Origin of the sequence: Micromonospora sp. CA-259024 (assembly GCF_050936255.1) — a bacterium.
Lineage (GTDB): Bacteria > Actinomycetota > Actinomycetes > Mycobacteriales > Micromonosporaceae > Micromonospora.
Genome location: NZ_JBNJND010000001.1, coordinates 1,917,693 through 1,940,575, shown reverse-complemented (window position 1 = coordinate 1,940,575; position 22,883 = coordinate 1,917,693). Strand labels below are relative to the sequence as shown.

Sequence of the window (22,883 nt, the reverse complement as noted above, 5' to 3'; positions counted from 1 at the left end):
GGGGCCCTCCCTCAACCTATCTTCCTAGGACGCCTTAGCGGGTGTGCCGACCGGCACCGCCGGTTTCGGCACCCAGAGACCGGGCAAGCGAGCGAGGACAACCGCCAGACCGAGGAGGCGCGATGAGCTTCACCGAGAAGGCACGAAACAAGGTTGAGCAGATGGCCGGCGCCGCGCGTGAGCGCGTCGGTGACATGACCGACAACGAGCGGATGCGTGGCGAGGGCGCCAGCCAGCAGAGCGACGCGCGCGCCAAGCAGGCCGGTCAGAACGTCAAGGACGCCGGCCGCAACGTGAAGGACGCCTTCACGAAGTGACCTGAGCGGTCCACGGGTCCCCGGGCGTATCGTCGCCCGGGGACCCGTCGTGTGCTGCGGCCACTGTCGCGGCGTGACCGTGCTGCGTTCCCCGGCGCTGTTCGTGCTGGCCGCACTTGCCGAGATCGGCGGCGCCTGGCTGGTCTGGCAGGGCTGCGGGAGCAACGCGGCCTGTGGTGGATCGCGGCCGGGGTGCTCGCGCTGGGATGCTACGGCTTCGTCGCCACCTTCCAGCCGGCGGCGTGAACTTCGGCGGGGTGTTCGTGGCCGGGTCGTTGGGCTGGGCGATGGTGTCTGCTCTGCGATCTTGCACTTGCTGCCCCGACGTAAGGGATATTCGAGCCATTTCGACAACCGAAAGTGCAAGATCGGCGGGATTGGGCTCGAGCAGAGGGGGCAGTGAGACGCTTTCGCGTCTGCGATGATCTCCGGCGTGATCCGACCCCGGCTTCGCCCGTTGTGGTGTGGCGTACTGGTTGCGGTGGCCGTTGTCGGCAGTGTCGCGTGCACAGCGTCCCGCGTGCCACCGCCGGACCGGTCGATCTTCGTCGGCTCGTCCGCCTCTGCGCCCGTACCCTCGGCCAGTGCCACTCCATCGCCGACAGTTGCCACGCCGGCGGCTCCCACGGTGCCCGGGGCGACGCGGGTGGGGACCCGGGCACCGGTGGTCGATCACGGGCCACGGACCGGTAGCAAGGTCGCGCTGACCTTCGACGCGGACATGACCGACGGGATGCTGGACAGCCTGCGTGCCGGTCGGGTGAAGTCGTACGCGAACCTACGCATCCTCGACCTGCTGGAACGGGAGCAGGTGCCGGCGACGTTCTTCCTGACCGGCAAGTGGGTGCAGCGTTATCCGGACGTGACCCGGCGGATCGCGGGCAATCCGCGCTTTGAGTTGGCCAACCACACCTACGGGCACGCGGCGTTCACCGCTGACTGTTATGACCTGCCCCGGCTGCCGGTCGACGAGTTGGCCGCCGACGTGGCGAAGACGTTCGAGGTGATCGCGCCGTACGGGGGTCGGCAGACTCGCTATTTCCGCTTCCCGGGGCTGTGCCACGACGCGGCGGTGCTGGACGCCCTGGCGCCGTTGGGCGTAACGGTGGTCGACGGCGACGTGGTCAGCGGCGATCCGTTCGCGACCGCGTGGAAGCCGTTGGTGCGGGCGGTGCTGGACCACGTTCGCCCGGGGTCGGTGGTGATCATGCACGTGACCGAGGCGAACGCCGCGATGACCGACGAGGCCCTGCCGCACATCCTGGCCGGGCTGCGCGAGCGGGGGCTGGCCCCGGCCACGCTGTCCGAGGTGCTGGCTGGCGCCTGACGGCCCGGTTGGCGGAAGGCGCCGTCCGCGAGCTCGTCAGGGGCCGACCGATGCCCGGGTGAGGCGGCCGACGTGCGGCCACGGCCACCGGGCGTCGGCCACGAGCATCAGTACCAGCACGGCGGTGACGGTGGCGAGCTGCACGGTGGCGGGGAGGGTGACGCCGACGGGGACGGTGGCCAGCACCGCCAGCGCGGCGGTGGGGCGGGTGAGGGAGATGGGCAGGCGTAGGGCGCGGCGGACGGCGGAGATGCCGGTCAGGTAGAGCGCGACGCCGCCGCCGAGTGCCAGGGCTGCGCCGGGGGTGGCCGGTTGGTCGGGGTGGGCGACGGTGGCCTGCAGATCGGCGGCGGTGGGGATGACTCCGAGCAGCAGCAGGAAGTGGGGGAGGACGTAGGCGCGGGCGGCCATCCGGCTGCGGTCGGCGAATGTCGCTTCGGCGAGTGCGGTCTCGGCGGGTCGGGTGTCGGCGAAGTAGATCCACCAGAGGGCGGCGGGTAGGGCGAGGGCGAGCAGGATCGCGCCGGCTCTCGCGGCGGTGACCTGGTCGGTGGGGATGCCCATGCCGATGGCGACGACGGATTCGCCGAGGGCGACGATGACGAGCAGGCCGTGTCGTTCGACGAAGTGTGCCGGGCCGAGGTGGAAGGTGGCGGCGACGCGGAGCCAGGAGTGGCGGGGGAGTAGGTAGGGCAGGACGGCCTGGGCGAGGACGGCTGCGGCCCAGAGGGCGGGGACGGCGGGGCCGTCGAGCGCGGAGGCGGCCAGGATGAGCAGTGCGGCGCCGAGGTTGTAGGGGGCGAGTCGGAGTGCGCCGGCGCGGGCGTCGGAGCGCATGAACATGATGAGGTGGACGACGACCACGGCCAGGTAGCCGATGGCGAAGATCAGGCCGGTGTCGGCGAGGGCGGCGGGGAGCGCGACGGCGGTGAGCAGGAAGCTGGCCATGCCGGCGAGGAGTAGCAGTTTGGCGGTGGTCCGCCGGGGTGGGACGTGGTTGGTGAGCCAGGCGTAGCCGGTGTAGAGGTACCAGAGCAGTCCGAAGATGAGCACCGTGCGGCTGAGGCCGGCCCAGGTGAGGTCTGCCTCGAGGGCGTGGGTGAGCTGGGTGATGGTGAGGACGAAGACGACGTCGAAGAAGACCTCGACGGGGGTGACCCGTTCGGCGGTGTCGTGTTCGGGGGTGGGCCGCCGGTGTCCCATGGTGGGGACGGTAGCCGCCGGGAATGGGCGACACCCCGGGAAGGGGATTCCCGGGGTGTCGTTGGTGCTGGGTCAGTCGTTGCGGTGGTCGGCCCACCACTGCTGGCCGCTGTCGGGCAGGGTGTCGATCGGGTCGTAGTAGGCGTAGCGCTTGTTGAGCGCCTCCAGGTCGGCGGACTCGATGGAGGTGCGGTAGTTCTTCGTCCAGTAGGAGATGCCGCGCTCGCGGTCGTAGTCGGTGAGCATGTGCACCCAGCGTTTGCCGACGAACGGGACGTCGCAGACGATGCGGGGGGTGGCGTAGCCGGGTAGGTAGCCCATGATGTCGTGCTGGAGTTGTTGGGCGTGCCAGACCGGGACGCGCCAGTGCTCGGCGTTGGGGATCATGTCGCACATGTAGAAGTAGTACGGCAGGATCCCGGCTTCACCCTGGAGCGCGAAGCAGAGGTCGAGCAGTTCCGGGGTGGTGGCGTTGACGCCGCGCATGAGCACGCCCTGGTTGCGGACGTCGCGGACGCCGACGTCGAGGGCGGTCTGGGCTGCCTTGGCGACCAGTGGGGTGAGCGACTGGGCGTGGTTGACGTGGGTGTGGATGGCGAGGTTGACGCCGCGGCGGGCGGCGGTGCGGGCGACCCGTTCGAGGCCTTCGACGACGTCGGGCTGCAGCCAGTGCTGGGGGAGGCCCATGAGGGCCTTGGTGGCGAGCCGGATGTCGCGGACCGTCTCCAGTTCCAGCAGGCGCATGAGGTACGACTCGAGGTTGCGCCAGGGGACGTTGGCCACGTCGCCGCCGGAGACGACGACGTCGCGGACGCCGGGGTGGGCCTTGAGGTAGGCGATGTGGGCGTCGTAGCGGTCGACGGGCTTGAGGGTGAGTTTGAGTTTGTCGACGGCGGGGGTGGAGTTGCCGACGAGGTCCATGCGGGTGCAGTGCCCGCAGTACTGGGGGCAGGTGGAGAGCAGTTCGGCGAGGACCTTGGTGGGGTAGCGGTGGGTGAGGCCTTCGGCGACCCACATGTCGTGCTCGTGGAGGCTGTCGCGGCTGGCGTAGGGGTGTGACGGCCAGTCGGTGCGTCGGTCGGAGGCGACCGGGATCATGTAGCGGCGGATGGGGTCGGCGAGCAGCGCCTCGGTGGTGAGGGGCGCGAACGGCACCATCGTGTTGATCATCTGGGGCGGTACGAGCATCGACATGGTGGCCAGGGCCCGCTGGTCGGCTTCGAGGTCGGTGTAGAAGCTGTCGTCGATGAGGTCGCCGAAGACGGTGCGGAGCTGCTTGATGTTCTTGACGCAGTTGACGCGCTGCCACTGGGCGGATTCCCACTGGTCGCGGGTGACGTGGCGCCAGCCGGGGAAGCGGGTCCAGTCGGGTTCGACCAGGGGGCGGCGGTGGTATTCGTACGGCTGCCCGGCGGTCGGTACGGCGACCGGGGCGTGACGGGGTTGAGGGATGGTCTCAACCGGTTGGGTCTGGGTCACGGCCCCTCCTCGGTGTTGCGGCAGATCGCGAAGCTCGAAGGCTACTGGAAAATATCCGGCAAAGAAATTAGTCTGCCGTAAGTTTTCCCGTTACGCGAGCCTTGACCGGGGCTTCGAGCGGCTGGACAGGGGAGGTCGGCGTGACGTCACCGGTGGGACTGCACCGCGTCGTGCAACCGGCGGGGGTGCTGCCGCAGGCGGCTTGGCGCCTGGACGCGTCGGCGGCGATCGCGCCGAACGAGGTGCGGATCCGGGTGCAGCGGCTCAACCTGGACGCGGCGAGCTTCCGGCAGCTGTCGGAGAAGCACGGCGGGGACGGCGACGCGGTCCGCGCCGAGGTGCTGCAGATCATTTCGACCCGGGGAAAGATGCAGAACCCGGTTACCGGGTCCGGCGGGATGTTGATCGGCACCGTCGAGGAGGCCGGCCGGCGTTCCCCGCTGGGGCTCAGGGCGGGGGAGCGGGTCGCGACCCTGGTGTCGTTGACGCTGACCCCGCTGGTGGTGACCGACGGGCTGGCCCGCTGGGACGGGCGCAGTGAGCAGGTGCCGTGTGACGGGTGGGCGATCCTGTTCGCCCGTTCCATCGCCGCGGTGCTGCCCGACGACGAGGACCCCCAGTTGTCCCTGGCGGTCCTGGACGTGTGCGGGGCGCCGGCGCTGACCGCGCGGGTGGTGTCGCGTTACGTCGAGGAGCGTCGTCGTGCCGGTGATCCGACGCCGGTGCGGGTCGCGGTGATCGGTGGGGCGGGCAAGAGCGGGTCGTTGTCCCTGGCCGCGGCGCGGCGGGCGGGTGCCGGGCGTACCGTCGGGGTGGTGCCGGTGGCGGCGGAGCGCGACGCGCTGGTGACTGCCGGCCTGGCGTCGGTGGTGGCGTTGGCCGATGCGCGGGACCCGGTGGGGCTGTCCACGGCGGTGACCACCGCCCTGGGTGCCCCGGCGGACGTCACGGTGGTCTGCGTGGACGTGCCGGGGTGTGAGCACGGGGCGGTGTTGGCCACCGCGGACGGCGGCACAGTGATCTTCTTCTCGATGGCGACGAGCTTCTCCGCGGCCGCGTTGGGCGCGGAGGGGTTGGCCGCGGACGTGACGATGCTGGTGGGCAACGGTTACGTGCCGGGGCACGCGGAGTTGGCGTTGGGGCTGTTGCGCGCCGAGCCGGGGGTGCGTCAGCTGTTCGCGGCGCGGATCGCGGCAGACTGAGGTCATGACGAACCCCTCGACGTTGTACCGCGGCGGCGTGCTGCACTGCCCCGCCGATCCGAGCGCCACCGCGCTGCTGGTGTCCGGTGGGCGGATCGCCTGGTTGGGGCCCGACGGCGACGCGCCGCCGGCCGACCGGGTGGTGGACCTGGGTGGGGCGTTGGTGACGCCGGCCTTCGTCGACGCGCACGTGCACGCCACCGACACCGGGTTGGCGTTGTCCGGGCTGGAGTTGTCCGGGGTGCGTTCGGCCGGGCAGTTGCTGGACGCGGTGGCCGGGTTCGCGGCGGGTCTGCCGGCGGACGCGGTGGTGCTGGGGCACGGCTGGGACGAGTCGGGCTGGTCGGATCCGGCGTTGCCGGACGCGGCGGCGCTGGACCGGGCGGCCGGTGGCCGGCGGGTGTACCTGTCGCAGGCGTCGATCCACTCGGCGTTGGTGTCGTCGGCGCTGCTGGCGGCGTGCCCGCAGGCGGCGGCCGAGGCCGGGTACGACGCGTCGGGCTGGTTGCGGCGGGACGCGCATCACGTGGTGCGTGCGGTGGCGCAGGGGTCGGTGAGTCGGGCGCAGCGGGTCGCGGCGCAGCGGGTGGCCCTGGAGCACGCGGCGTCGTTGGGTATCGCCGCGGTGCACGAGTGCGGTGGTCCGGACATCTCCGACGAGGAGGACTTCACGGGCCTGCTGAGCATCTCCGGTGCGGGGTTGCCGGAGGTATACGGGTACTGGGGCGAGTTGGGGGGCGCGGCGCGGGCCCGGGAGTTGGGTGCGGTGGGCGCCGGTGGTGACCTGTTCGCCGACGGGGCGTTGGGTTCGCGTACCGCGCACGTGTCGCAGCCGTACGGCGACGGTGACGGTTGCGGGCACGGGTACCTGTCGGCCGAGCAGGTACGTGATCATCTGCTGGACTGCGCGGCGCACGGCATGCAGGGCGGGTTCCACGCGATCGGTGACGCGGCGATCGGCACGGTCCTCGACGGTTTCGCGGCGGCGGCGCGGACGCTGGGTGTGGAACGGCTGCGCGCGGCCCGCCACCGCATCGAGCACGCGGAGATCATGAACAAGCGGATGATCGCCGCTTTCGTGGAGTACGGAATCGTGGCGAGCATGCAGCCGGCGTTCGACCGGTTGTGGGGTGGCGCGGGCCGGATGTACGAGGCGCGGCTGGGTCTGGACCGGTCGTTGGAGTCGAACCCGATGGGTGCGATGCACGGTGTGGGTGTGGCGTTGGCGTTCGGGTCGGATTCGCCGGTGACGCCGCTGGACCCGTGGGGGTCGGTGCGGGCGGCGGCGGCGCACCACAACCCGGCGCAGCGGATGAGTGTGCGGGCGGCGTTCGCCGCGCACACCCGTGGTGGGTGGCGGGCGGTGCACCTGGACGTCGAGGGTGTGTTGGCGTTGGGTGCGCCGGCGACGTTCGCGGTGTGGTCGACGCCGGCCGGGGTGGAGCGGGGCCTGCCGGTGCTGCTGGCCGAGGACCCGGAGCTGCGGGGTGCGGACGACCCGACGCCCCTGCCGGTGTGCCGGAGCCTGGTGCTGCGCGGTGAGGTCATCTATGAGGAAGGGTCGTCGTGAGCGAGCGGAGCGAGCGAGCCATCAGGCACAGGAACGAGTGGATGGTCGATGAGCAAGCTTGATCTTGATCCGGTGCTCGTGGCGCGGGCACGGGAGTTGGCGCGTCGGGCCGGGCAGCCGGTGGTGGACCTGGCGCGCAGCCACACCACGGTGTCGGTGGAGCGGGCGGTGCTGCGCCTGGCCGGGGTGACCGGCGCCGACCCGGACGGCATTCCGTGGGTGAACCGGCTCGTCGACGCGGTCGTCGCGGACGTGGGGTTGGGGCACGGGGTGGCCGTGCCGGTGTTCGACGCGTTGGCGCGCGAGGGCATCACGGACGTGACGCTGTTGGCGCAGAAGGCCGCCGCCGGGTCGGTGCGTTTCGCTCTGCCCAGCGGGCGGGCCGCGACGGGAGCCCGGTCGGCGGCGCGGAAGGCGGTCGGTGCGGGCATTCGGCGTATCGACCGGCGGCGCGCCGAACGGGACCGCCTCGTGAAGCGGCACGGGGACCCGGCGCAGCGGCCGTGGATCTACCTGATCGTGGCGACCGGGGACATCTACGAGGACATTCCGCAGGCGCAGGCGGCGGCGCGGGCGGGCGCGGACGTGATCGCGGTGATCCGCTCCACCGGGCAGTCGCTGCTGGACTACGTGCCCGAGGGCGCGACCCGGGAGGGGTTCGCCGGCACGTACGCCACGCAGGAGAACTTCCGGCTGATGCGCGCGGCGCTGGACGAGTCGTCGAAGGAGTTGGGCCGCTACGTGCGGTTGACCAACTACGCCTCCGGGTTGTGCATGCCGGAGATGGCGACCCTCGCGGGGTTGGAACGCCTCGACATGATGTTGAACGACTCGATGTACGGGATCCTGTTCCGCGACATCAACCCGGTTCGTACGTTCGTCGACCAGCGGTTCTCCCGGCAGGTGCACGCCCGCGCCGGGATCATCATCAACACCGGTGAGGACAACTACCTGACCACCGCCGACGCGGTCGACGAGGCGCACACGGTGACGGTGTCGCAGCTGCTCAACGAGTACTTCGCGCACGAGGCAGGCCTGGCGGACTGGCAGTTGGGGCTGGGGCACGCGTTCGAGATCAACCCGGAGGTGCCGGAGTCGTTCCGGTTGGAGTTGGCGCACGCGCTGCTGGCGCGGGAGCTGTTCCCCGAGGCGCCGCTGAAGTGGATGCCGCCGACGAAGCACATGACCGGCGACGTGTTCCGGGGCAACCTGCTCGACGGGTTCTTCAACCTGGCGGGTGCGCTGACCGGTCAGGGCATCCTGCTGGTGGGGATGATGACCGAGGCGGTGGTGACGCCGTGGTTGTCCGACCGGGACATCGCCCTGCAGAACGTGCGGTACGTGCTGGGTGCGGCCGGTGGGCTGCACGAGGACTTCGTACCGGCGCCGGGCGGGTTCATCCGGCGCCGGGCCAACCAGGTCCTCGGTGAGGCGCTGGACCTGTTGGAGCGCATCGGGGAGCAGACGTTGCTGACGGCGATCGCGGAGGGCACGTTCGGGATCATGAAGCGGCCGGCGGACCGCGGTAAGGGCCTCGCCGGGGTCGCGGCGCACGAGGCGGACTACTGCAACCCGGCCACCGAGATCCTGGAAGGGGATGCGGCATGAGCGCCGCCGACGCCGCGAAGAAGATCGTGCGGCCGTACGGGGACACCACCGGTGACGGGATGGTGCAGGTGTCGTTCACCCTGCCGGTGACGCACGACAAGCGGGCCGAGGGCGCGGCGGTGCAGTTGGCCAACCGGATGGGCATCGACCCGGCGATGGTGGTGCACGCCAAGCCGATGGGTGACGGGTTCACGTTCTTCGTCGTGTACGGGCGGGTGAACCACCTGGTCGACCTCAACGCGGTGCAGGTGGTGGAACGGGACTTCGCGCTGCTGTCGGCCAAGGAGGTCAACACGGTGGTCAAGCAGCGGCTGCGGCGCAAGCTGTCCGTGGTCGGGGCGTGCATCGGCACCGACGCGCACACCGTGGGCATCGACGCGATCCTCAACGTCAAGGGCATCGCGGGTGAGAAGGGCCTGGAGTACTACCGGGAGCTGAAGGTCACCAACCTGGGTGCGCAGGTCAGTGTGCCGGAGCTGGTGGAGGCCGCCCGGGTGGAGAAGGCCGACGCGGTGCTGGTGTCGCAGGTCGTCACCCAGCGCGACGCGCATCTGCACAACACCCGGGAGATGTCCGCGGCGTTCCGCGAGGCGATGCCCGCCGGGCGGCGGCCGCTGCTGATCGTCGGTGGCCCCCGGTTCGACGAGACGATGACCGACGAGTTGGGTGTGGACCGGATCTTCGGTCGGGGCACCACGCCCGGCGAGGTGGCCAGTTACCTGGTGCACGCCCTGATCACGCAGAAGAAGGCGATGGCATGACCGACTCCAGGCTCGGGTTGACGGTGACGCACCGACGGTATGTGCCGTACTCGCACGCCCACTACGCCGGCAACCTCGTCGACGGGGCGTACGCCCTCGGTCTGTTCGGCGACGTCGCCACGGAGGTGTGCATCCAGACCGACGGTGACGAGGGGCTGTTCGCCGGTTACGCCGACGTGCGGTTCCACGCGCCGATCCGCGCCGGTGACGTGGTGCAGGTGACCGCGCAGGTGTCGCGGGTGGGCACCCGCAGCCGCACCCTGGAGCTGTCCTGCGCCGTGGTGTGCCGGGGCCGCCCGGACCGCTCCGAGTCGGCCGCCGAGGTCCTGGACCCGCCGATCGTGGCGGTCACCGCGACCGGCACCGTGGTCGTTCCCGCCGCCAACGTGAGTCGCGAGGAGTGAGCCGGGGTTGCGAGCCCCGCAGTCGCGAACATGGGAGGTCCGTCACCCTGGCGGTCTGCGCGGACGTCGGCTCCACGTACACCAAGGTGGCGGTGGTGGACCTGGCCGCCGGTGTGCTGGTGGGCGCGGCGGCCGCGCCCACCACGGTGGGCAGCGACGTGCTGCACGGTCTGGACGCCGCGGTCGCAGCGGCCACCGCCGGCCTGGGGGCGCGGGACGTGCCGTGGTACGTCTGCTCGTCGGCCGGCGGTGGGCTGCGGCTGGCCGTGATCGGCTACGAGCCGCTGGTCACCGCGCAGGCGGGCCGCCGGGTGGGGTTGTCCGCCGGCGCGCACGTGGTGCACGTGGCGGCCGGTCGGCTCGGCGCGGCGGACCTGGCGGCGCTGCGGGCCGCCCGGTGCGACGTGGTGCTGCTGGTCGGTGGCACCGACGGCGGTGACGCCGACACGATCACCCACAACGCGACCCGGTTGGCCCGGGCCCGGTGGCGGGTGCCGGTGGTGTACGCCGGCAACGGCGACGTCCGCGCACAGCTGACCGGGCTGCTGGAGGCCGCCGGGGTGCCGGTGACGGGCGCGGAGAACGTCCTGCCCCGCATCGGGGTGCTCGCCCCGGCGTCGGCGCGGGCGGCGATCCGCGCGGTGTTTCTGCGCCACGTCATCGGCGGTAAACGGCTGTCGAAGGGCACCCGGTTCGCCCGGCTGGTGCGGGCGGCCACCCCCGACGCGGTCCTCACCGGTGTGGAGGTGCTCGCCGACACCATCGGCGGGGACCTGGCCGTGGTCGACGTGGGTGGGGCCACCACCGACGTGTACTCGGTGCTCACCCCCGACGAGCGGGCCACCGGGCCGGGCCGGGAGGTCGCCGGGAGTCTGTGGCGGGCCCGCACCGTGGAGGGGGACCTGGGCATGCGGTGGAGCGCCCCCGGGGTCGTTCGGGCCGCCCTGGAGGAGCGGCTGCTCGCCCCCGGTGAGTCCGACGACCTGGCGGCCGCCGCGGCGCTGCGGGCCGCCGACCCGGCGTTCCTGGCCGCCGACGACGCCGAGCGGGCCGTGGACGCCCGGATCGCCACGCTCGCGGCGACGGTGGCGTTGCGCCGGCACGCCCGTGGCGCCGCCACCGGTGAGCGGGCCGGGCGGGACCTGCGGGACGTGCGACTGGTGGTGGGCTCCGGTGGGGTGCTGCGGCACGCCCCGGCGGACGCGTCCGGGCAGGTGCTGGCGGCGGTCCTCGCCGACCACGCCGGCGGGTGGGCGTTGCCGCGCGCCGCTCGGGCGGTGGTCGACGTCGACTATGTGCTGGCCGCCGGCGGACTGCTCGCCGAGGAGCACCGGACGGCCGCGGGGGCTCTGCTGCGTCACCATCTCCGCACCCATTGAGACACGCCGACCCGACACGCCGTGGCGCAACACACGACAGGCCGGGGGCGGGTTGACAACCGACGGGGTGCAACACGTACCGTCTTTGAGTCCTACCACGGGAAGCGGCTGTTGTTCGCTTCGTCCCTTCGTCCGCTGGCCGAGCGACATTTTTCAGCGTCATCGTCGCGGCGGCCAGGTCCAGCGGGCGGGGGTCGGCGGGGCGGCGCGAACCGGCCGCGGTTACCGGTGTACGGGCAGGGTGAGGTGCACGGCCAGTAGACAACGGCCCGGCGGGGGCAGCCAGTCCACGTCCGGTCGGTCCGAAGGTCGTCGTGCCCCATCCTCGCCACACCGGCCGGGAAGGGCCTGGGAGCATCGGGGCGCGGCGTCAGCCGCGCCCCGATTTCATGCCCGCTGGGCGGTCTGTGCACGGCGGGCCGATGCGGCCGGTGCGCCCGCCAGCCAGGTAACCTTCGCCCCGTGATCGAGGTGAAGCGGTGACGACCCTGGACCGGGATGAGACCCACACCCCGGCGGTGCTGCCCCGGCCGGTCGTGACCGGCCGGCCGCTGCCGCTGGGCGCCGCCGTGCCCCTGGCCGTGGCCGCCGGGCTGGCCCTGCTGATGGCGTTCCCCCCGTACGGGGTGTGGCCGCTCGCGCCGGTCGGAGTGGCGTTGCTGGCCGCCTCCGTACACCGGCGGCGGTTGCGCGCCGGCGCCGGTCTGGGCTTCCTGACCGGGGTGGCGTTCTTCGCCCCGCTGCTGGCCTGGACGAACCTGCACACCGGCTACCTGCCGTGGGTGCTGCTGTCGCTGCTGCAGGCCGGTTACCTGGCGCTGCTGGGCGCGGCCACCGCGTGGGTGTCCCCGTTGGCCGACCGCAGCCGCTGGGCGTGGCCGGTGCTGACCGGGCTGCTGTGGGTGGGGCAGGAGGCGTTGCGCGACCGCACCCCGTTCGGAGGGTTCCCGTGGGGGCGGCTCGCGTTCAGCCAGGACACGTCACCGCTGCTGCGCCTGGCCGCGCTGGGCGGCGCGCCGCTGGTCACCTTCGCGGTGGCCCTCGTCGGCGGGCTGCTGGTCACCGCCGCCTGGCAGGGCTGGGTCACCGCCCGGCGCACCCCACAGGACGACACCCCGCCCGCTGACGGCCCCCTGGGTGCCACGCCAGCGCGACGGTGGGCGCCGGTGGCCGTACCGGCTGCCGTGGCGGTCGCGCTGACCGCTGGGGGCCTGCTCGTGCCGGTCGCCGCCGCGGGGTCGGGCGCCACGGTCACGGTGGCCATCGTGCAGGGCAACGTGCCGCGGCTGGGCCTGGACTTCAACGCCCAACGGCAGGCGGTGCTCAACAACCACGTCGACGCCACCATCGAGTTGGCCGCCCGGGTCACCGCCGGGCAGCAGCGTCAACCCGACCTGGTGGTGTGGCCGGAGAACTCCAGCGACATCGACCCGCTGCGCAACCCCACCGCCGGAGCGCGGATCTCCCAGGCCGCCGACGCGGTCCGCGCGCCGATCCTGGTCGGCGCGGTGCTGCTGGGCCCCGGCGCCGGGCAGGTCCGCAACGTGGGCATCCTGTGGCGGCCCGGCACCGGCCCCGACCTGGACCAGTTGTACGCGAAGCGCCACCCGGTGCCGTTCGCCGAGTACGTGCCGCTGCGCGACATCGCCCGCATGGTCAGCAAGCAGGTCGACCTGATCCGCAGCGACTTCGTGGGCGGGAGCACCCCGGGCGTGGTACGCACCGGCCCGGCCGTGCTCGGTGACGTGATCTGCTTCGAGGTCGCCTACGACGGGGTGGTCCGCGACACCGTCACCGGCGGCGCTCAGCTGCTGGTGGTGCAGACCAACAACGCCACCTTCGACGTGGCGGAGGCCCGCCAGCAGATGGCCATGGTGCGGCTGCGGGCGGTGGAGCACGGCCGGCCGGCGTTGATGGCCTCCACGGTCGGGGTGTCCGGGTTCGTCGCACCCGACGGGCGGGTAAGCGATGCCACCGGGTTCAACACCCGGGAGGTCGTGGTGCGGCAGGTGCACCTCGACGGCGGACGTACCCTCGCCACCCGCCTCGGCTGGTGGCCGGAGGTGGCGCTCGCCGCCCTGGCCGCGGCGGCCCTGGTCGGCGCGGCGGTACTGCGCCGGCGGCAGCGGGTCATGCCCGGTTAGCAACAGCCGGTACGCCGGCGGGAGCGGAGGAACCGTGATCCAGGCGACCGATACGATTCGACGCCCGGACGAGGTACCCGGTGTGGGGCGGGTGCTGGTGGTGATCCCCACCTACAACGAGGCCGACAACATCGCCGCGATCGTGGGTCGGGTGCGGCGGGCCGCCCCGGCGGTGCAGATCCTCATCGCCGACGACAACAGCCCCGACGGCACCGGCGCGATCGCCGACGCTCTCGCCGACGGCGACGCGCACGTGCAGGTGCTGCACCGCCACGGCAAGCAGGGCCTCGGCGCGGCGTACCTGGCCGGGTTCGGTTGGGCGCGTGAGCGTGGCTACCAGGCGGTCGTGGAGATGGACGCCGACGGTTCGCACGCACCGGAGGACCTGCCGGCGTTGCTGGACGCCGCCCGCGACGCCGACGTGGTGATCGGGTCCCGGTGGACCAGCGGCGCGCAGGTGGTCAACTGGCCGCTGCGGCGGCTGCTGCTCTCGCGCGGCGGCAACCTGTACGCGCGCCTCGCGCTGGGCATGCCGGTCTCCGACGCCACCGGCGGCTACCGGGTGTACCGGATCAGCGCGTTGGACGCCATCGACCTGGGCTCGGTGACCTCCCAGGGCTACTCGTTCCAGGTGGAGTTGTCCCGGTTGGCGCACCGGGCCGGGGTGCGGATCGTGGAGGTGCCGATCACCTTCGCCGAACGGGAACGCGGGGACAGCAAGATGAGCCCGCGGATCGTGGCCGAGGCGCTGTGGCGGATCACCGCCTGGGCTGTGCGGGACCGGCGGCAGGCGGTGCGCCGGGGGCTGCACGGCACCTCGACCGGTCAGGCGCGGTGGCCGTGAGCGCGTTCGTGTCATGCTGGATGGGCGGGACACGCCCATGGTGTCGCGGGAATGGCGATGAGGTGAGATGCGCCGAGGACTGAGGTTCGTACCGTTGGCCCTGTTGCTGGCGGTGGTCGTGGAGCTGGCGGTGTTCGTCGGCGTGGGGCGCGCGTTCGGGTTCGGGGCGGCGGTGCTGCTCGTGTTCGCCGCCTCCCTGCTGGGGCTGGTGCTGCTGCGCCGCGAGGGGATGCGGGCCTGGCGTGGTTTCCGCTCCGCCGCCACCGCCGGGCAGCCGCCGGGTCAGCAGGTGACCGACGGGCTGGTGGGGTTGGCCGGCGCCCTGTTGCTGGCGGTGCCCGGTCTGGTCAGCGGGCTGATCGGGCTGCTGCTGCTGGTGCCGCCGGTGCGTCGACTGGCCCGCCTCGGGGTGCAACGCACCACCGAGCGGCGGGTGTCGTCGATGGTCGCCGGTGACCTGTTCGGGCCGCGCACGGTGCGGGTGCGCCAGGGTGCGCCGCGACCGACCCCGCAGCCGGAACAGCCGGTGGTCGTCGACGGCGGGCGGGCCATCGAGGGCGAGATCATCGAGCCCGGTCGCCACTGAGCACGGACACACGACGGCGCCCCCGGGGACATCCCCGGGGGCGCCGTCGTCGTGCGTGCGGCTCAGGCGCGGCCGCGGCGGGTACGAACCTCCTGCAGCCGCTCAGCGAGGATGTCCTCGAGCTCGGCGATGGAGCGGCGCTCCAGCAGCATGTCCCAGTGGGTACGCGGCGGCTTGGCCTTCTTCTGCTCCGGCTCGCTGCCGTCGACGAGTCGGGCGACGCTGCCGTCGAACTTGCATTCCCAGGTCGTCGGGACCTCGGCGTCGACGGCGAACGGGACCTCGAACTGGTGGCCCTTGGCACAGAGGTACTCGCGGGTCTGACGCGGCGCGAGCTCCGTGTTGCGGTCGGATTCGTAGCTCACCGCGCCAAGGCGGCTTCCGCGCAGCATACGCTCGCCCATGATCGACTTCCCCTCGTTCGTGGTGCTGGTCTTCTGGGTGTAACGGTGCGTTCCCGTCGAGCCATTCCCGCCCGAGGGCGTGAGGCGTCCACGGGTGGGCCGGGACCAAGGGTAACCGGCCGGGACGGTCACCCGGCCAGGTGATCCCCGGGTGGGTCGCAACGGTGATGTGTATCCGCTGCCACCGGGGATGTTAACCGCCCGGGCACGGCGAAGGTTGCGCCGACGTCCGCCGCGATCAACGGGTGCCGTCGTCACCGGTGGCGGCACCGAGGCGGGCCAGCGCCAACGCCAGGTCGCTGACCTGGTCACCGAGCTGCGCCACCCGCCGCTGGGCCAGGTCCCGGTCGGTTTCGGCGGCGTCGAGTCGTACCGTCAGGGCGGTGGCCCGGCCCTCGGCGGTGGCCGCGGCCTGCCGGGCCCCGGTCAGCTCGGCGGTGAGCGTGTCGCGCTGTGCGGCCGTGGCGGCCAGTTCGGCGCGCAACCGCGCGGCCAGCTCCGCGGCCTCCTGGCGGGCGTCGTCGGCCTGACGGGCCGCGACCTGCGCGCGGTCGCGGGCCCGGTCGGCCTGCTCCCGGGCCCGGGCCGCGTCGGCGGCCTCCGCGCGGGTCCGCGTGGCGTCGGCGCGGGTCTGCTCGATCTGCCGCCGCACGTCCTGCACCTCGGCCTGCCACCGCCCAGCCCGCTCGGTCGCCTCGGCAGCGGCCCGGGTGGCCCGCTCGGCGTCGGCGCGCGCCGCGTCGCGCTCAACGGTCAGGTCGGCCACCCGCTGCCGCTCGGCGTCGCGCTCCACCCGCAGGTCACGCACCTCGGCACGGGCCTGGTCGCGGTCGCGTTCGGCCTGGGCGCGCAGCGCCTCGGCGGCGCTGGCGTCGTGCCGCGCCTGGTCACGGGCGGCCTCGGCGCGCTGTGCCCGCTCGTCGGCCGCGGTGGCCTGGCGCACGGCCTGCTCGGCGCGCTGGCGGGCGTCGTCGGCCTCAGCGAGGGCACCCCGGGTCTGCTCGCGGGCGCGCGCCGCGTCGGCCGCCGCGTTCTCGGCGTCGTCGCGGGCCTCGTCGCGTTCGGACTGGGCCGCCGCGATCTCGGTGGCGGCCTCGGCGCGGACCTGCGCGAGCTGCCGCTGCACACCCACCGGCGACAACTCGGCGTGCAGCGACTCGGTCAACGTCTCGACGATCTGGTCGAGGCGGTCCACCACCTCCCAGGTGCGGGCCACCTGCCCGGGCAGGCCGGGGGCGTTGCGGTGCCGCATCCGGCTGTTGCGGGAGGCACGTTGGCAGGCGCCGTCGTTGTCCTGGCAGTAGCGAAACGGTCGACCCGCGCCGACACGCTGCGGCACCGGCCGTCCACAGTGGGCGCACGGGCGGGTTTCGGCGGGGGTGAGCTGGGCGTCCATCGAGGGCGAAGTCTAGTGCCGGGCGGCCTGCGGGTCAGCTGGCGGCCCGGGCCGTCGCGTCCAGGGTGTAGCGGCGTTGCAGCAGCAGCGCCGCGAGCATCGCCACGGCCGGCAGCAACCCGAAGCCGTAGCGGACCGCCGCGAGCGCCGCGTCCGGCTGCACCGGCGACTCACCGGCCGTCGAGGCCACGAAACCACCGACGGTCAGGCAGATGGCGTACGCGTACGGGCCGAGGGCCGCACCGGTGGCCTCGGTGGCCGTCCACACCCCGGTGTAGGTGCCGGCGCCGGTTGGTTCGGCGGCGGCGCGGATCACGTCGGGCAGCATCGAGAACGGCAGCAGTTGCATGCCGGCGAACGACACCCCGAGCACCGCCACCGCGCCGACCAGCACCGGCAGGCCCGCCGGGCGGCCCACCGCCAGGACCAGCGACCCGAGGGCGAACGCGCCCTGCGCGGCGAGCAGCGCCCGCTGCTTGCCGACGCGGCGGGCCACCACCAGCCAGGCCGGTGTGACCAGCAGCGCCGGTGCCACGAACGCGGCCACCAGGACCGTGGTGAGGCCGGGCGCCCGCAGCTCGTACTCGGCGTAGTAGGGCACCCCGGCGAGCACCAGATGGGTGGTGGTGGACATCGCCAGGTACGCGGCGACCAGCCAGCGGAACTGCCGGTCGCGCAGCGCCGTACGCAGTGCCCGCCACCCGTTGTGCCCCGCCGTCGTGGTGGCCGCCGCGGAACCGCGCAGCCGGGCGATGCCGGCCACACCGACCAGCATGGCGAGCAGCATCCCGACGGCGAGGACCACGCCCATCCGCTGGTAGCCACCACGGGTCGCGGTGTCACCACCGGTGAGCAGCGGGGCCAGCAACCCGGAGACCAGGATGCCCAGGGTCAGCACGACCATCCGGAACGCCATCAGCCGGGTGCGTTCGTGGTAGCCGATCCGCAGGTCGGCCGGGATGGCCAGGTAGGGGACCTGGTAGGCGGCGAAGAGCAGGTTGCCGGCGACGAAGAACACCGCCACCCACGCGGCGGCGGGCGCGCCGGTCAGCCCGCCCGGCACCGCGAAGAGCGCGGCGAACGCGATCGGCAGGGCGCAGCCGAGCAGCAGCAGTCGCCGCCGGTCGCCCCGTCGGGTCTGCTCGACGTCGGCGCGGTGGCCCACCCAGGGGTGCAGCAGCACATCGGCGATCTTCGGCAGCAGCAGCGCGAGGCCGGCCAGCCACGGCCCGACGGCCAGCACGTCGGTGAGGAAGTAGAGCAGCAGCAGGCCGGGCACGGTCACCCAGACACCCATGCCGAGCGAGCCGGCCGCGAACCCGGCCAGGGGGCCGCGGGGCAGCGTCGCTTCCGTGGCGGCCGCGGGCCGCCGGTCGAGCCCGGTCATCGCCGCATCCTCTCCGCAATCCAACGGTTGCCGGATTCTAGGGGCAGAATGGCGGCCATGACCATGCCTCGACGCCGTCCGGGTCGGCCCCGCCGCGACGAGACCCGGCCGACCCGCGAGGTGGTGCTCACCGCGGCGACCGCGCTGTTCGCCGAACGCGGCTTCGACGCCGTCGGGCTGCGGGACGTCGCCGCCGCCGCCGGGGTCGACGTCGCCACCGTCGCGCACCACACGGGTACGAAGGCGGCGCTCTACGACGCCTGCTTCGCCCGTGTCTTCGCCGCCGAGCGGGAGGTCCTGACCGAGGCCGCCGCGCAGGCCCGATCGGCCCTCGACGCGGGGCCGGACGCGGCGCGGCGGGCCCTGCACGAGCTGGTCGACGTCTTCGTCGACTTTCTGGAGGACCAGCCGGAGACCACCGCGCTGTGGCTGCGTCGCTGGTTGGAACCGCAGCGGCACGCCGACCTCGACGAGCGCTACTCCGAACCGTTGTACCGGCTGGTGGCGGAGCTGCTCACCGCCGCGGCGGCGGCCGGCGCGTTGACGGAGCCGACCCCGCACATCACCGTACGGAGTCTGGTGTGGGCGACGCACGGTCACGTGGTGGCGCTGGCCGCGGGGGCGCCGGGCGCGCGGGAGCGGCGTGAGTTCCGGGCGTTCGTGCATCGCCTGCTGGACGGGCTGTACGGACCACCGGCCCCTTGACGGGCCGCCCCCGCACGACGATTATCCATCAAACGTTGGATTAAATGGGGGCGGCGATGGGCGTACCACCCAGGGTGGCGGTGATCGGCGCCGGCGCGGCCGGGCTCACCGCGGTCAAGGCACTGCGCGACGCCGACGTGCCGACGGTCTGTTTCGAGGCCACCGACCAGGTCGGCGGCCTCTGGGTGTACGGGGCACCCGACTCGCCCGCGTACCGCACCCTGCACCTGAACACCAGCCGTGGCCGCACCGAGTTCGCCGACCACCCGATGCCCGCCGACTGGCCCGACTACCCCGACCACCGCCGCGTCGCCGGCTACCTCGCCGACTACGTCGACCGCTTCGGATTGGGCGACAGCATCCGCCTGCGCCACACCGTCGAGCGGGTCACCCAGGATCGCCCCGGCACCTGGACCGTGCGGGCGAGCGGACCGGACGGGCCGGTCGAGGTCACCGTCGACGCCGTGGTCGTCGCCAACGGGCACAACCGGGTGCCCCGGCTGCCCGACCCGCCGTACCCCGGCACCCGCACCGCCGAGCAGATGCACAGCCACGACTACCGGGGCCCGGAACAGTTGGCCGGCAAACGGGTCCTCGTCGTCGGGGGCGGCAACTCCGCCATGGACATCGCCGTGGACGCCTCGTACGCGGCCACCCGCACGTTGCTGTCGGTGCGCCGGGGCGTCTGGGTGGTGCCGAAGTACCTGCTGGGCCGCCCGTCGGACACCCTCAACGGGGCGCTGGCCCGGCGGTTGCCGTGGCGACTGCGCCAGCGCATCAGCCAGGCGATGCTCACCGCCACCGTCGGCAGTCCCGCCCGCTACGGGCTGCCCGCGCCCACCCACGGCTTCCTCCAGGACCACCCGACGCTCTCCGACGGGCTGCTGTCCCGGCTCACCCACGGCGACATCGAGGCCCGACCCGGCGTCGCCGCCCTGAACGGCGACCGGGTCGAGTTCACCGACGGCCGCAGCGACAGCGTCGATCTGGTCATCTGGTGCACCGGCTACCGGGTGGAGATCCCGTTCCTCGACCCGGCGCTGCTCGACGGGGGCGCCGACACCGTGGCGCTGTACCGGCACGTGTTCCACCCCGACGCCCCCGGCCTGACCTTCGTCGGGCTGATGCAGTCCACCGGTTCCGCGTTCCCCCTGGTGGAGGCACAGGCGAAGCTGATCGCCGCGCAACTCACCGGCCGGTACGCGCTGCCCGACCCGCACAGGCAGCGCGCCGCGTGCCGGGCCGAGTTGCGGGCCGCGACCGCCCGCTGGGGCCAACGCCGCCCGGCCATGCGGGTGGACTTCGACGTCTACCTGGCCGAGCTGACCCGGGAGTTGGCCTCGGGCGCCCGCCGCGCCACCCCGGCCGGGGCCCGGCAGTGACCCGCCGGCCGCTGATCGGCCGGCGGGTGCTGGTCACCGGGGCGAGCGGCACCTTTGGCCGGCACCTCGGCGTCGCGCTGACCGCCGCCGGCGCCCGGGTGGTGGGGCTCGACCTGCACGCACGGCCCGACGACGCCCTGCCGGTGCTCGGCTGCGACCTGACCGACCCGGCCGCCGTGCCGGAGGCGGTACGGGCCGTGGTCGACCGGCTCGGCGGGCTCGACCTGCTGATCAACAACGCCGGAGTCGGTGGCCCCGCCCCGGCCGAGTTGCCGCCGGACGAGGTGGTCCGCCGGCAACTGGAGGTCAACCTGCTCGCCGCGTGGCGTACCACCGCCGCCGCGCTGCCCCCGCTGCTCACCGCACGCGGACGGGTGATCTTCGTGGCCAGCCGGATGGCGGTGCTGCCGCTGCCGCTCGCCGCCGCGTACGGAGTCAGCAAGCGGGCCCTCGTCGCGTACGCCGACGCGCTGCGGCACGAGGTGGGCACCCACGTCGGGGTGAGCGTGGTCTACCCGAGCATGGTGGCCTCACCCATCCACGACTCCACCGCCGAGGCGTGTCTGTCCCTGCGGGGCGTGTCCCGCCCGGAGCCCGTCGAAGGAGTGGTCGCGGCGATCCTGCGCACCGCCACCGCCAGACGGGCACCCCGGGACGTGGCGACCACCGCACGAGGACGTCTGGAGCTGGCCGTCGGCCGGCACGCGCCCGCGTTGGCCGACCGGCTGGTACGCCGTACCCTCGCCGCCCGGCTCGCCGCCGGCGACCTGGACGCCGCACCGCTGGCCGCCGGGATGGTCCGTCGCCACCGCGACCAGGGACACTGACCGGCTCAGGGGGTGGCGACCGCCGCGCGGCTGCGGTCGGTGGCGATGCGGACGGCCAGCGCGGCCAGGGCCGTCCCGGTCACCCACCGCTGCACCCGCAGAAACGCGGGCCGGCGGGCGAAGAACCCGGCCAGCGTGCCGGCGCTGAGCACGATCAGTGCGTTGACGCTCAGCGCGACGGCGATCTGGGTCAGGCCGAGCAGCAGGCTCTGCGCCGCCACGTGCCCTCGTGCCGGGTCGACGAACTGCGGCAGCAGCGACACGTAGAGGATCGCGATCTTCGGGTTCAGCAGGTTGGTGACCAGGCCCATGGTGAACAGCCGACGGGGCGGGTCCGGCGGCAGCGGTGCGGGCGTGAACGGTGACTGCCCACCCGGGCGCAGCGTCCGCCAGGCCAGCCAGAGCAGGTAGCCGGCCCCGGCCAGCTTCACCACCGCGTACAACGCCGGCACCAGGACGAACACGGCCGCCAGGCCGGCGACCGCCGTGGCCAGGTAGACACCGAACCCGGCGGCCACCCCGAGTAGCGAGACCAGCCCGGCTCGGCGGCCCTGCGCCACCGAGCGGGACACCAGGTAGACCATGTTCGGGCCCGGCGTGAGCACCAGCCCCAACGCCACCACCGCGATGCCCAGCAGCGCACCCGACCCCACCATGACGATTCCCCCGTTCACCGCCGTCGGTACCGACCGTAGGCCGGGGTGACCGTCCTGACCCAGGGCCACCTGGCAGATCGTGGCCTGGGATCCGGTCACGCGGGCGGAAACCACGTGGCGTTCGCCCGCCGGGAATGGTCACCGGCGCGGGCGCGCTGACCCGTTGCGAGTGTGTGTCGCCGGCCAGAGGCGGCGCGTTACGGTGGCCAGGGGAGGTGCCGGAGGGTGACCGAGGCGTGGGACGCGGCCGTGGAGGCGCAGATCCGGGGAGCCGTGCAACGCGGCGAGTTCGACAACCTGCCCGGCATGGGCAAGCCGATCCCCGGGCGCGGAACGCCGTACGACGAGTCGTGGTGGATCAAGAGCTTCCTGGAGCGCGAGAAGCTGCCCAGTGACCTGCTGCTGCCCACCCCACTGCAACTGCGTCGGCGTATCGAGCAGGTCCCCGACGAGGTCCGCGACCTGCCCACCGAACAGTCCGTACGGGACTTCGTGGCGCAGCTCAACGGCCAGATCGTGGCATGGCTGCGCAACCCCGACGGCCCCCGCGTGGCGGTCCGGCCGGTGAACGCCGACGACGTGGTCCGCCGCTGGCGCGCCGAACGCACCCGGCCCGAGGTCGCGACGCCCGCTACCGAGCCGGCGACCGTCGTCGCGGCACCGCACCGGTCGCGCCGGAGCTGGTGGCTGCCCTGGCGCCGCCGGGGCTGAACCGGTCGGGGCACCCGACCGGCTCCGTCGACGGCAGACTGTGCGGATGCTGATCGAGCTGCGGGCGCCGGAAACCTCCCCGGCACAGGGGCTCGCCCTGCGCCCCTGGTGCGCCGACGACCTGGACGCCCTGCTGGACGCGTACCGGGATCCGGTGTTGCGCCGGTGGACGCGCGTCCCGGTTTCCGACACCGCCGAGGGCCGACGGTGGCTGGACCGGGCGCTGCGGGACTGGGACGACGGGCGCCGGTACAGCTTCGCCGTGCTCGAGGACGACGCGGACGGCCCACGGCTGGTGGCGAACGTGGTGCTCAAGGGCGTCACGCCGGGTGAGCCGGCGGCCGAGGTGGGTTACTGGACGGCGGCGTGGGCACGCGGACGCGGGATCGCCCCACGGGCGGTCATGACGCTGAGCGGGTGGGCGTTCGAACGGTTCCCCGGGCTGGCCCGCCTCGATCTGCTGCACCAGGTGGACAACGTGGCGTCCTGCCGGGTGGCGCAGAAGAGCGGCTACACGTTCCGGGAGACGCTGCCGGCCCGGCCGCCCTTTCCGCTGGACGGTCACCGGCACTCGCTGACCGCCGCCTAGCG

Annotated in this window: 22 protein-coding genes and 1 pseudogene; 17 read left to right on the top strand and 6 right to left on the bottom strand. The window is 73.2% G+C overall.

Features of this window, described 5'->3' with window-relative positions; translation table 11 throughout:
- Nucleotides 1–122 precede the first annotated feature (122 nt).
- The 3 genes and pseudogenes from ACQEUX_RS08270 to ACQEUX_RS08260 all read left to right on the top strand — a co-directional run bounded on the left by ACQEUX_RS08270 (nucleotide 123) and on the right by ACQEUX_RS08260 (nucleotide 1,644).
- Nucleotides 123–317 (top strand): CsbD family protein, encoded by a 195-nt coding sequence (locus tag ACQEUX_RS08270; protein ID WP_433043633.1) that lies wholly within the window; start codon nucleotides 123–125, stop codon nucleotides 315–317.
- Nucleotides 318–390: 73 nt separating this feature from the next.
- Nucleotides 391–610, top strand: a pseudogene (locus tag ACQEUX_RS08265) (YnfA family protein); the annotation flags it as partial.
- A gap of 353 nt (nucleotides 611–963) precedes the next feature.
- Nucleotides 964–1,644, top strand: a complete 681-nt coding sequence (locus ACQEUX_RS08260; RefSeq protein ID WP_433043630.1) for a polysaccharide deacetylase family protein — start codon at nucleotides 964–966, stop codon at nucleotides 1,642–1,644.
- 36 nt (nucleotides 1,645–1,680) lie between these two features.
- On the opposite strand, the gene ACQEUX_RS08255 is transcribed toward ACQEUX_RS08260, so the two are convergent.
- Nucleotides 1,681–2,847 (bottom strand): low temperature requirement protein A, encoded by a 1,167-nt coding sequence (locus ACQEUX_RS08255; RefSeq protein ID WP_433043627.1) that lies wholly within the window; start codon nucleotides 2,845–2,847, stop codon nucleotides 1,681–1,683.
- 72 nt (nucleotides 2,848–2,919) lie between these two features.
- Complete coding sequence (locus tag ACQEUX_RS08250) at nucleotides 2,920–4,326, bottom strand: KamA family radical SAM protein (protein ID WP_433043624.1); 1,407 nt, start codon at nucleotides 4,324–4,326, stop codon at nucleotides 2,920–2,922.
- Between the two features lie 152 nt (nucleotides 4,327–4,478).
- Here ACQEUX_RS08250 and ACQEUX_RS08245 point away from each other — a divergent pair, with 152 nt between their 5' ends.
- The 9 genes from ACQEUX_RS08245 (at nucleotide 4,479) to ACQEUX_RS08205 (ending at nucleotide 14,824) form a co-directional block, all read left to right on the top strand.
- The gene (locus ACQEUX_RS08245; protein WP_433049669.1) at nucleotides 4,479–5,528 is read left to right on the top strand and encodes a zinc-binding alcohol dehydrogenase; all 1,050 of its coding nucleotides are present in this window, start codon (nucleotides 4,479–4,481) and stop codon (nucleotides 5,526–5,528) included.
- A gap of 4 nt (nucleotides 5,529–5,532) precedes the next feature.
- Nucleotides 5,533–7,098 carry an amidohydrolase gene (locus tag ACQEUX_RS08240; protein WP_433043621.1) on the top strand — a complete coding sequence of 522 codons (1,566 nt, stop codon included), beginning with the start codon at nucleotides 5,533–5,535 and terminating at the stop codon, nucleotides 7,096–7,098.
- Nucleotides 7,099–7,146: 48 nt separating this feature from the next.
- Nucleotides 7,147–8,706 carry a lysine 5,6-aminomutase subunit alpha gene (locus ACQEUX_RS08235; protein WP_433043618.1) on the top strand — a complete coding sequence of 520 codons (1,560 nt, stop codon included), beginning with the start codon at nucleotides 7,147–7,149 and terminating at the stop codon, nucleotides 8,704–8,706.
- Nucleotides 8,703–9,467 carry an OAM dimerization domain-containing protein gene (locus tag ACQEUX_RS08230; RefSeq protein ID WP_433043615.1) on the top strand — a complete coding sequence of 255 codons (765 nt, stop codon included), beginning with the start codon at nucleotides 8,703–8,705 and terminating at the stop codon, nucleotides 9,465–9,467. Before ACQEUX_RS08235 ends, ACQEUX_RS08230 begins: the two co-directional genes overlap by 4 nt.
- On the top strand, nucleotides 9,464–9,871 hold the full coding sequence (locus ACQEUX_RS08225; protein ID WP_433043613.1) for a hotdog domain-containing protein: 408 nt from the start codon (nucleotides 9,464–9,466) through the stop codon (nucleotides 9,869–9,871). The genes ACQEUX_RS08230 and ACQEUX_RS08225 overlap by 4 nt, the downstream gene beginning before the upstream one ends.
- Nucleotides 9,868–11,250: a glutamate mutase L gene (locus ACQEUX_RS08220; protein ID WP_433043610.1), complete on the top strand. Its 1,383-nt coding sequence runs from the start codon at nucleotides 9,868–9,870 to the stop codon at nucleotides 11,248–11,250. The genes ACQEUX_RS08225 and ACQEUX_RS08220 overlap by 4 nt, the downstream gene beginning before the upstream one ends.
- 488 nt (nucleotides 11,251–11,738) lie before the next feature.
- Complete coding sequence (lnt, locus tag ACQEUX_RS08215; RefSeq protein WP_433049666.1) at nucleotides 11,739–13,394, top strand: apolipoprotein N-acyltransferase; 1,656 nt, start codon at nucleotides 11,739–11,741, stop codon at nucleotides 13,392–13,394.
- 34 nt (nucleotides 13,395–13,428) lie between these two features.
- Entirely contained in the window at nucleotides 13,429–14,238 is an 810-nt protein-coding gene (locus ACQEUX_RS08210) for a polyprenol monophosphomannose synthase (RefSeq protein WP_433043607.1), read from the top strand.
- Nucleotides 14,239–14,305: 67 nt separating this feature from the next.
- Entirely contained in the window at nucleotides 14,306–14,824 is a 519-nt protein-coding gene (locus tag ACQEUX_RS08205) for an FxsA family protein (RefSeq protein ID WP_433043603.1), read from the top strand.
- A 62-nt stretch (nucleotides 14,825–14,886) separates the two neighbouring features.
- Here the strand turns inward: ACQEUX_RS08205 and ACQEUX_RS08200 are convergent, their stop codons facing one another.
- The 3 genes from ACQEUX_RS08200 to ACQEUX_RS08190 form a co-directional block, all read right to left on the bottom strand.
- Nucleotides 14,887–15,228, bottom strand: coding sequence for an RNA polymerase-binding protein RbpA (locus tag ACQEUX_RS08200; RefSeq protein ID WP_046564157.1), 342 nt, complete (start codon nucleotides 15,226–15,228; stop codon nucleotides 14,887–14,889).
- A 238-nt stretch (nucleotides 15,229–15,466) separates the two neighbouring features.
- The gene (locus ACQEUX_RS08195; RefSeq protein ID WP_433043598.1) at nucleotides 15,467–16,624 is read right to left on the bottom strand and encodes a hypothetical protein; all 1,158 of its coding nucleotides are present in this window, start codon (nucleotides 16,622–16,624) and stop codon (nucleotides 15,467–15,469) included.
- Between the two features lie 34 nt (nucleotides 16,625–16,658).
- Nucleotides 16,659–18,011 (bottom strand): MFS transporter, encoded by a 1,353-nt coding sequence (locus ACQEUX_RS08190; RefSeq protein ID WP_433043595.1) that lies wholly within the window; start codon nucleotides 18,009–18,011, stop codon nucleotides 16,659–16,661.
- A 57-nt stretch (nucleotides 18,012–18,068) separates the two neighbouring features.
- Between ACQEUX_RS08190 and ACQEUX_RS08185 the strand changes: the two genes are divergently transcribed.
- Genes ACQEUX_RS08185 through ACQEUX_RS08175 form a run of 3 tightly spaced genes read left to right on the top strand, consistent with a single transcriptional unit; the run spans nucleotide 18,069 to nucleotide 20,925 of the window.
- On the top strand, nucleotides 18,069–18,716 hold the full coding sequence (locus ACQEUX_RS08185) for a TetR/AcrR family transcriptional regulator (protein ID WP_433043592.1): 648 nt from the start codon (nucleotides 18,069–18,071) through the stop codon (nucleotides 18,714–18,716).
- Between the two features lie 56 nt (nucleotides 18,717–18,772).
- Complete coding sequence (locus ACQEUX_RS08180) at nucleotides 18,773–20,098, top strand: flavin-containing monooxygenase (protein ID WP_433043589.1); 1,326 nt, start codon at nucleotides 18,773–18,775, stop codon at nucleotides 20,096–20,098.
- Entirely contained in the window at nucleotides 20,095–20,925 is an 831-nt protein-coding gene (locus tag ACQEUX_RS08175; RefSeq protein ID WP_433043586.1) for an SDR family NAD(P)-dependent oxidoreductase, read from the top strand. The genes ACQEUX_RS08180 and ACQEUX_RS08175 overlap by 4 nt, the downstream gene beginning before the upstream one ends.
- A gap of 5 nt (nucleotides 20,926–20,930) precedes the next feature.
- Here ACQEUX_RS08175 and ACQEUX_RS08170 read toward each other — a convergent pair whose 3' ends face one another.
- Nucleotides 20,931–21,581: a LysE family translocator gene (locus ACQEUX_RS08170; RefSeq protein ID WP_433049663.1), complete on the bottom strand. Its 651-nt coding sequence runs from the start codon at nucleotides 21,579–21,581 to the stop codon at nucleotides 20,931–20,933.
- Nucleotides 21,582–21,806: 225 nt separating this feature from the next.
- Between ACQEUX_RS08170 and ACQEUX_RS08165 the strand changes: the two genes are divergently transcribed.
- Together ACQEUX_RS08165 and ACQEUX_RS08160 are read left to right on the top strand one after the other, a co-directional pair.
- A complete protein-coding gene (locus tag ACQEUX_RS08165) occupies nucleotides 21,807–22,292 on the top strand; it encodes a DUF1992 domain-containing protein (protein ID WP_433043583.1) in 486 nt (161 codons plus the stop codon).
- 46 nt (nucleotides 22,293–22,338) lie between these two features.
- The gene (locus tag ACQEUX_RS08160; protein WP_433043580.1) at nucleotides 22,339–22,881 is read left to right on the top strand and encodes a GNAT family N-acetyltransferase; all 543 of its coding nucleotides are present in this window, start codon (nucleotides 22,339–22,341) and stop codon (nucleotides 22,879–22,881) included.
- Nucleotides 22,882–22,883 lie beyond the last annotated feature (2 nt).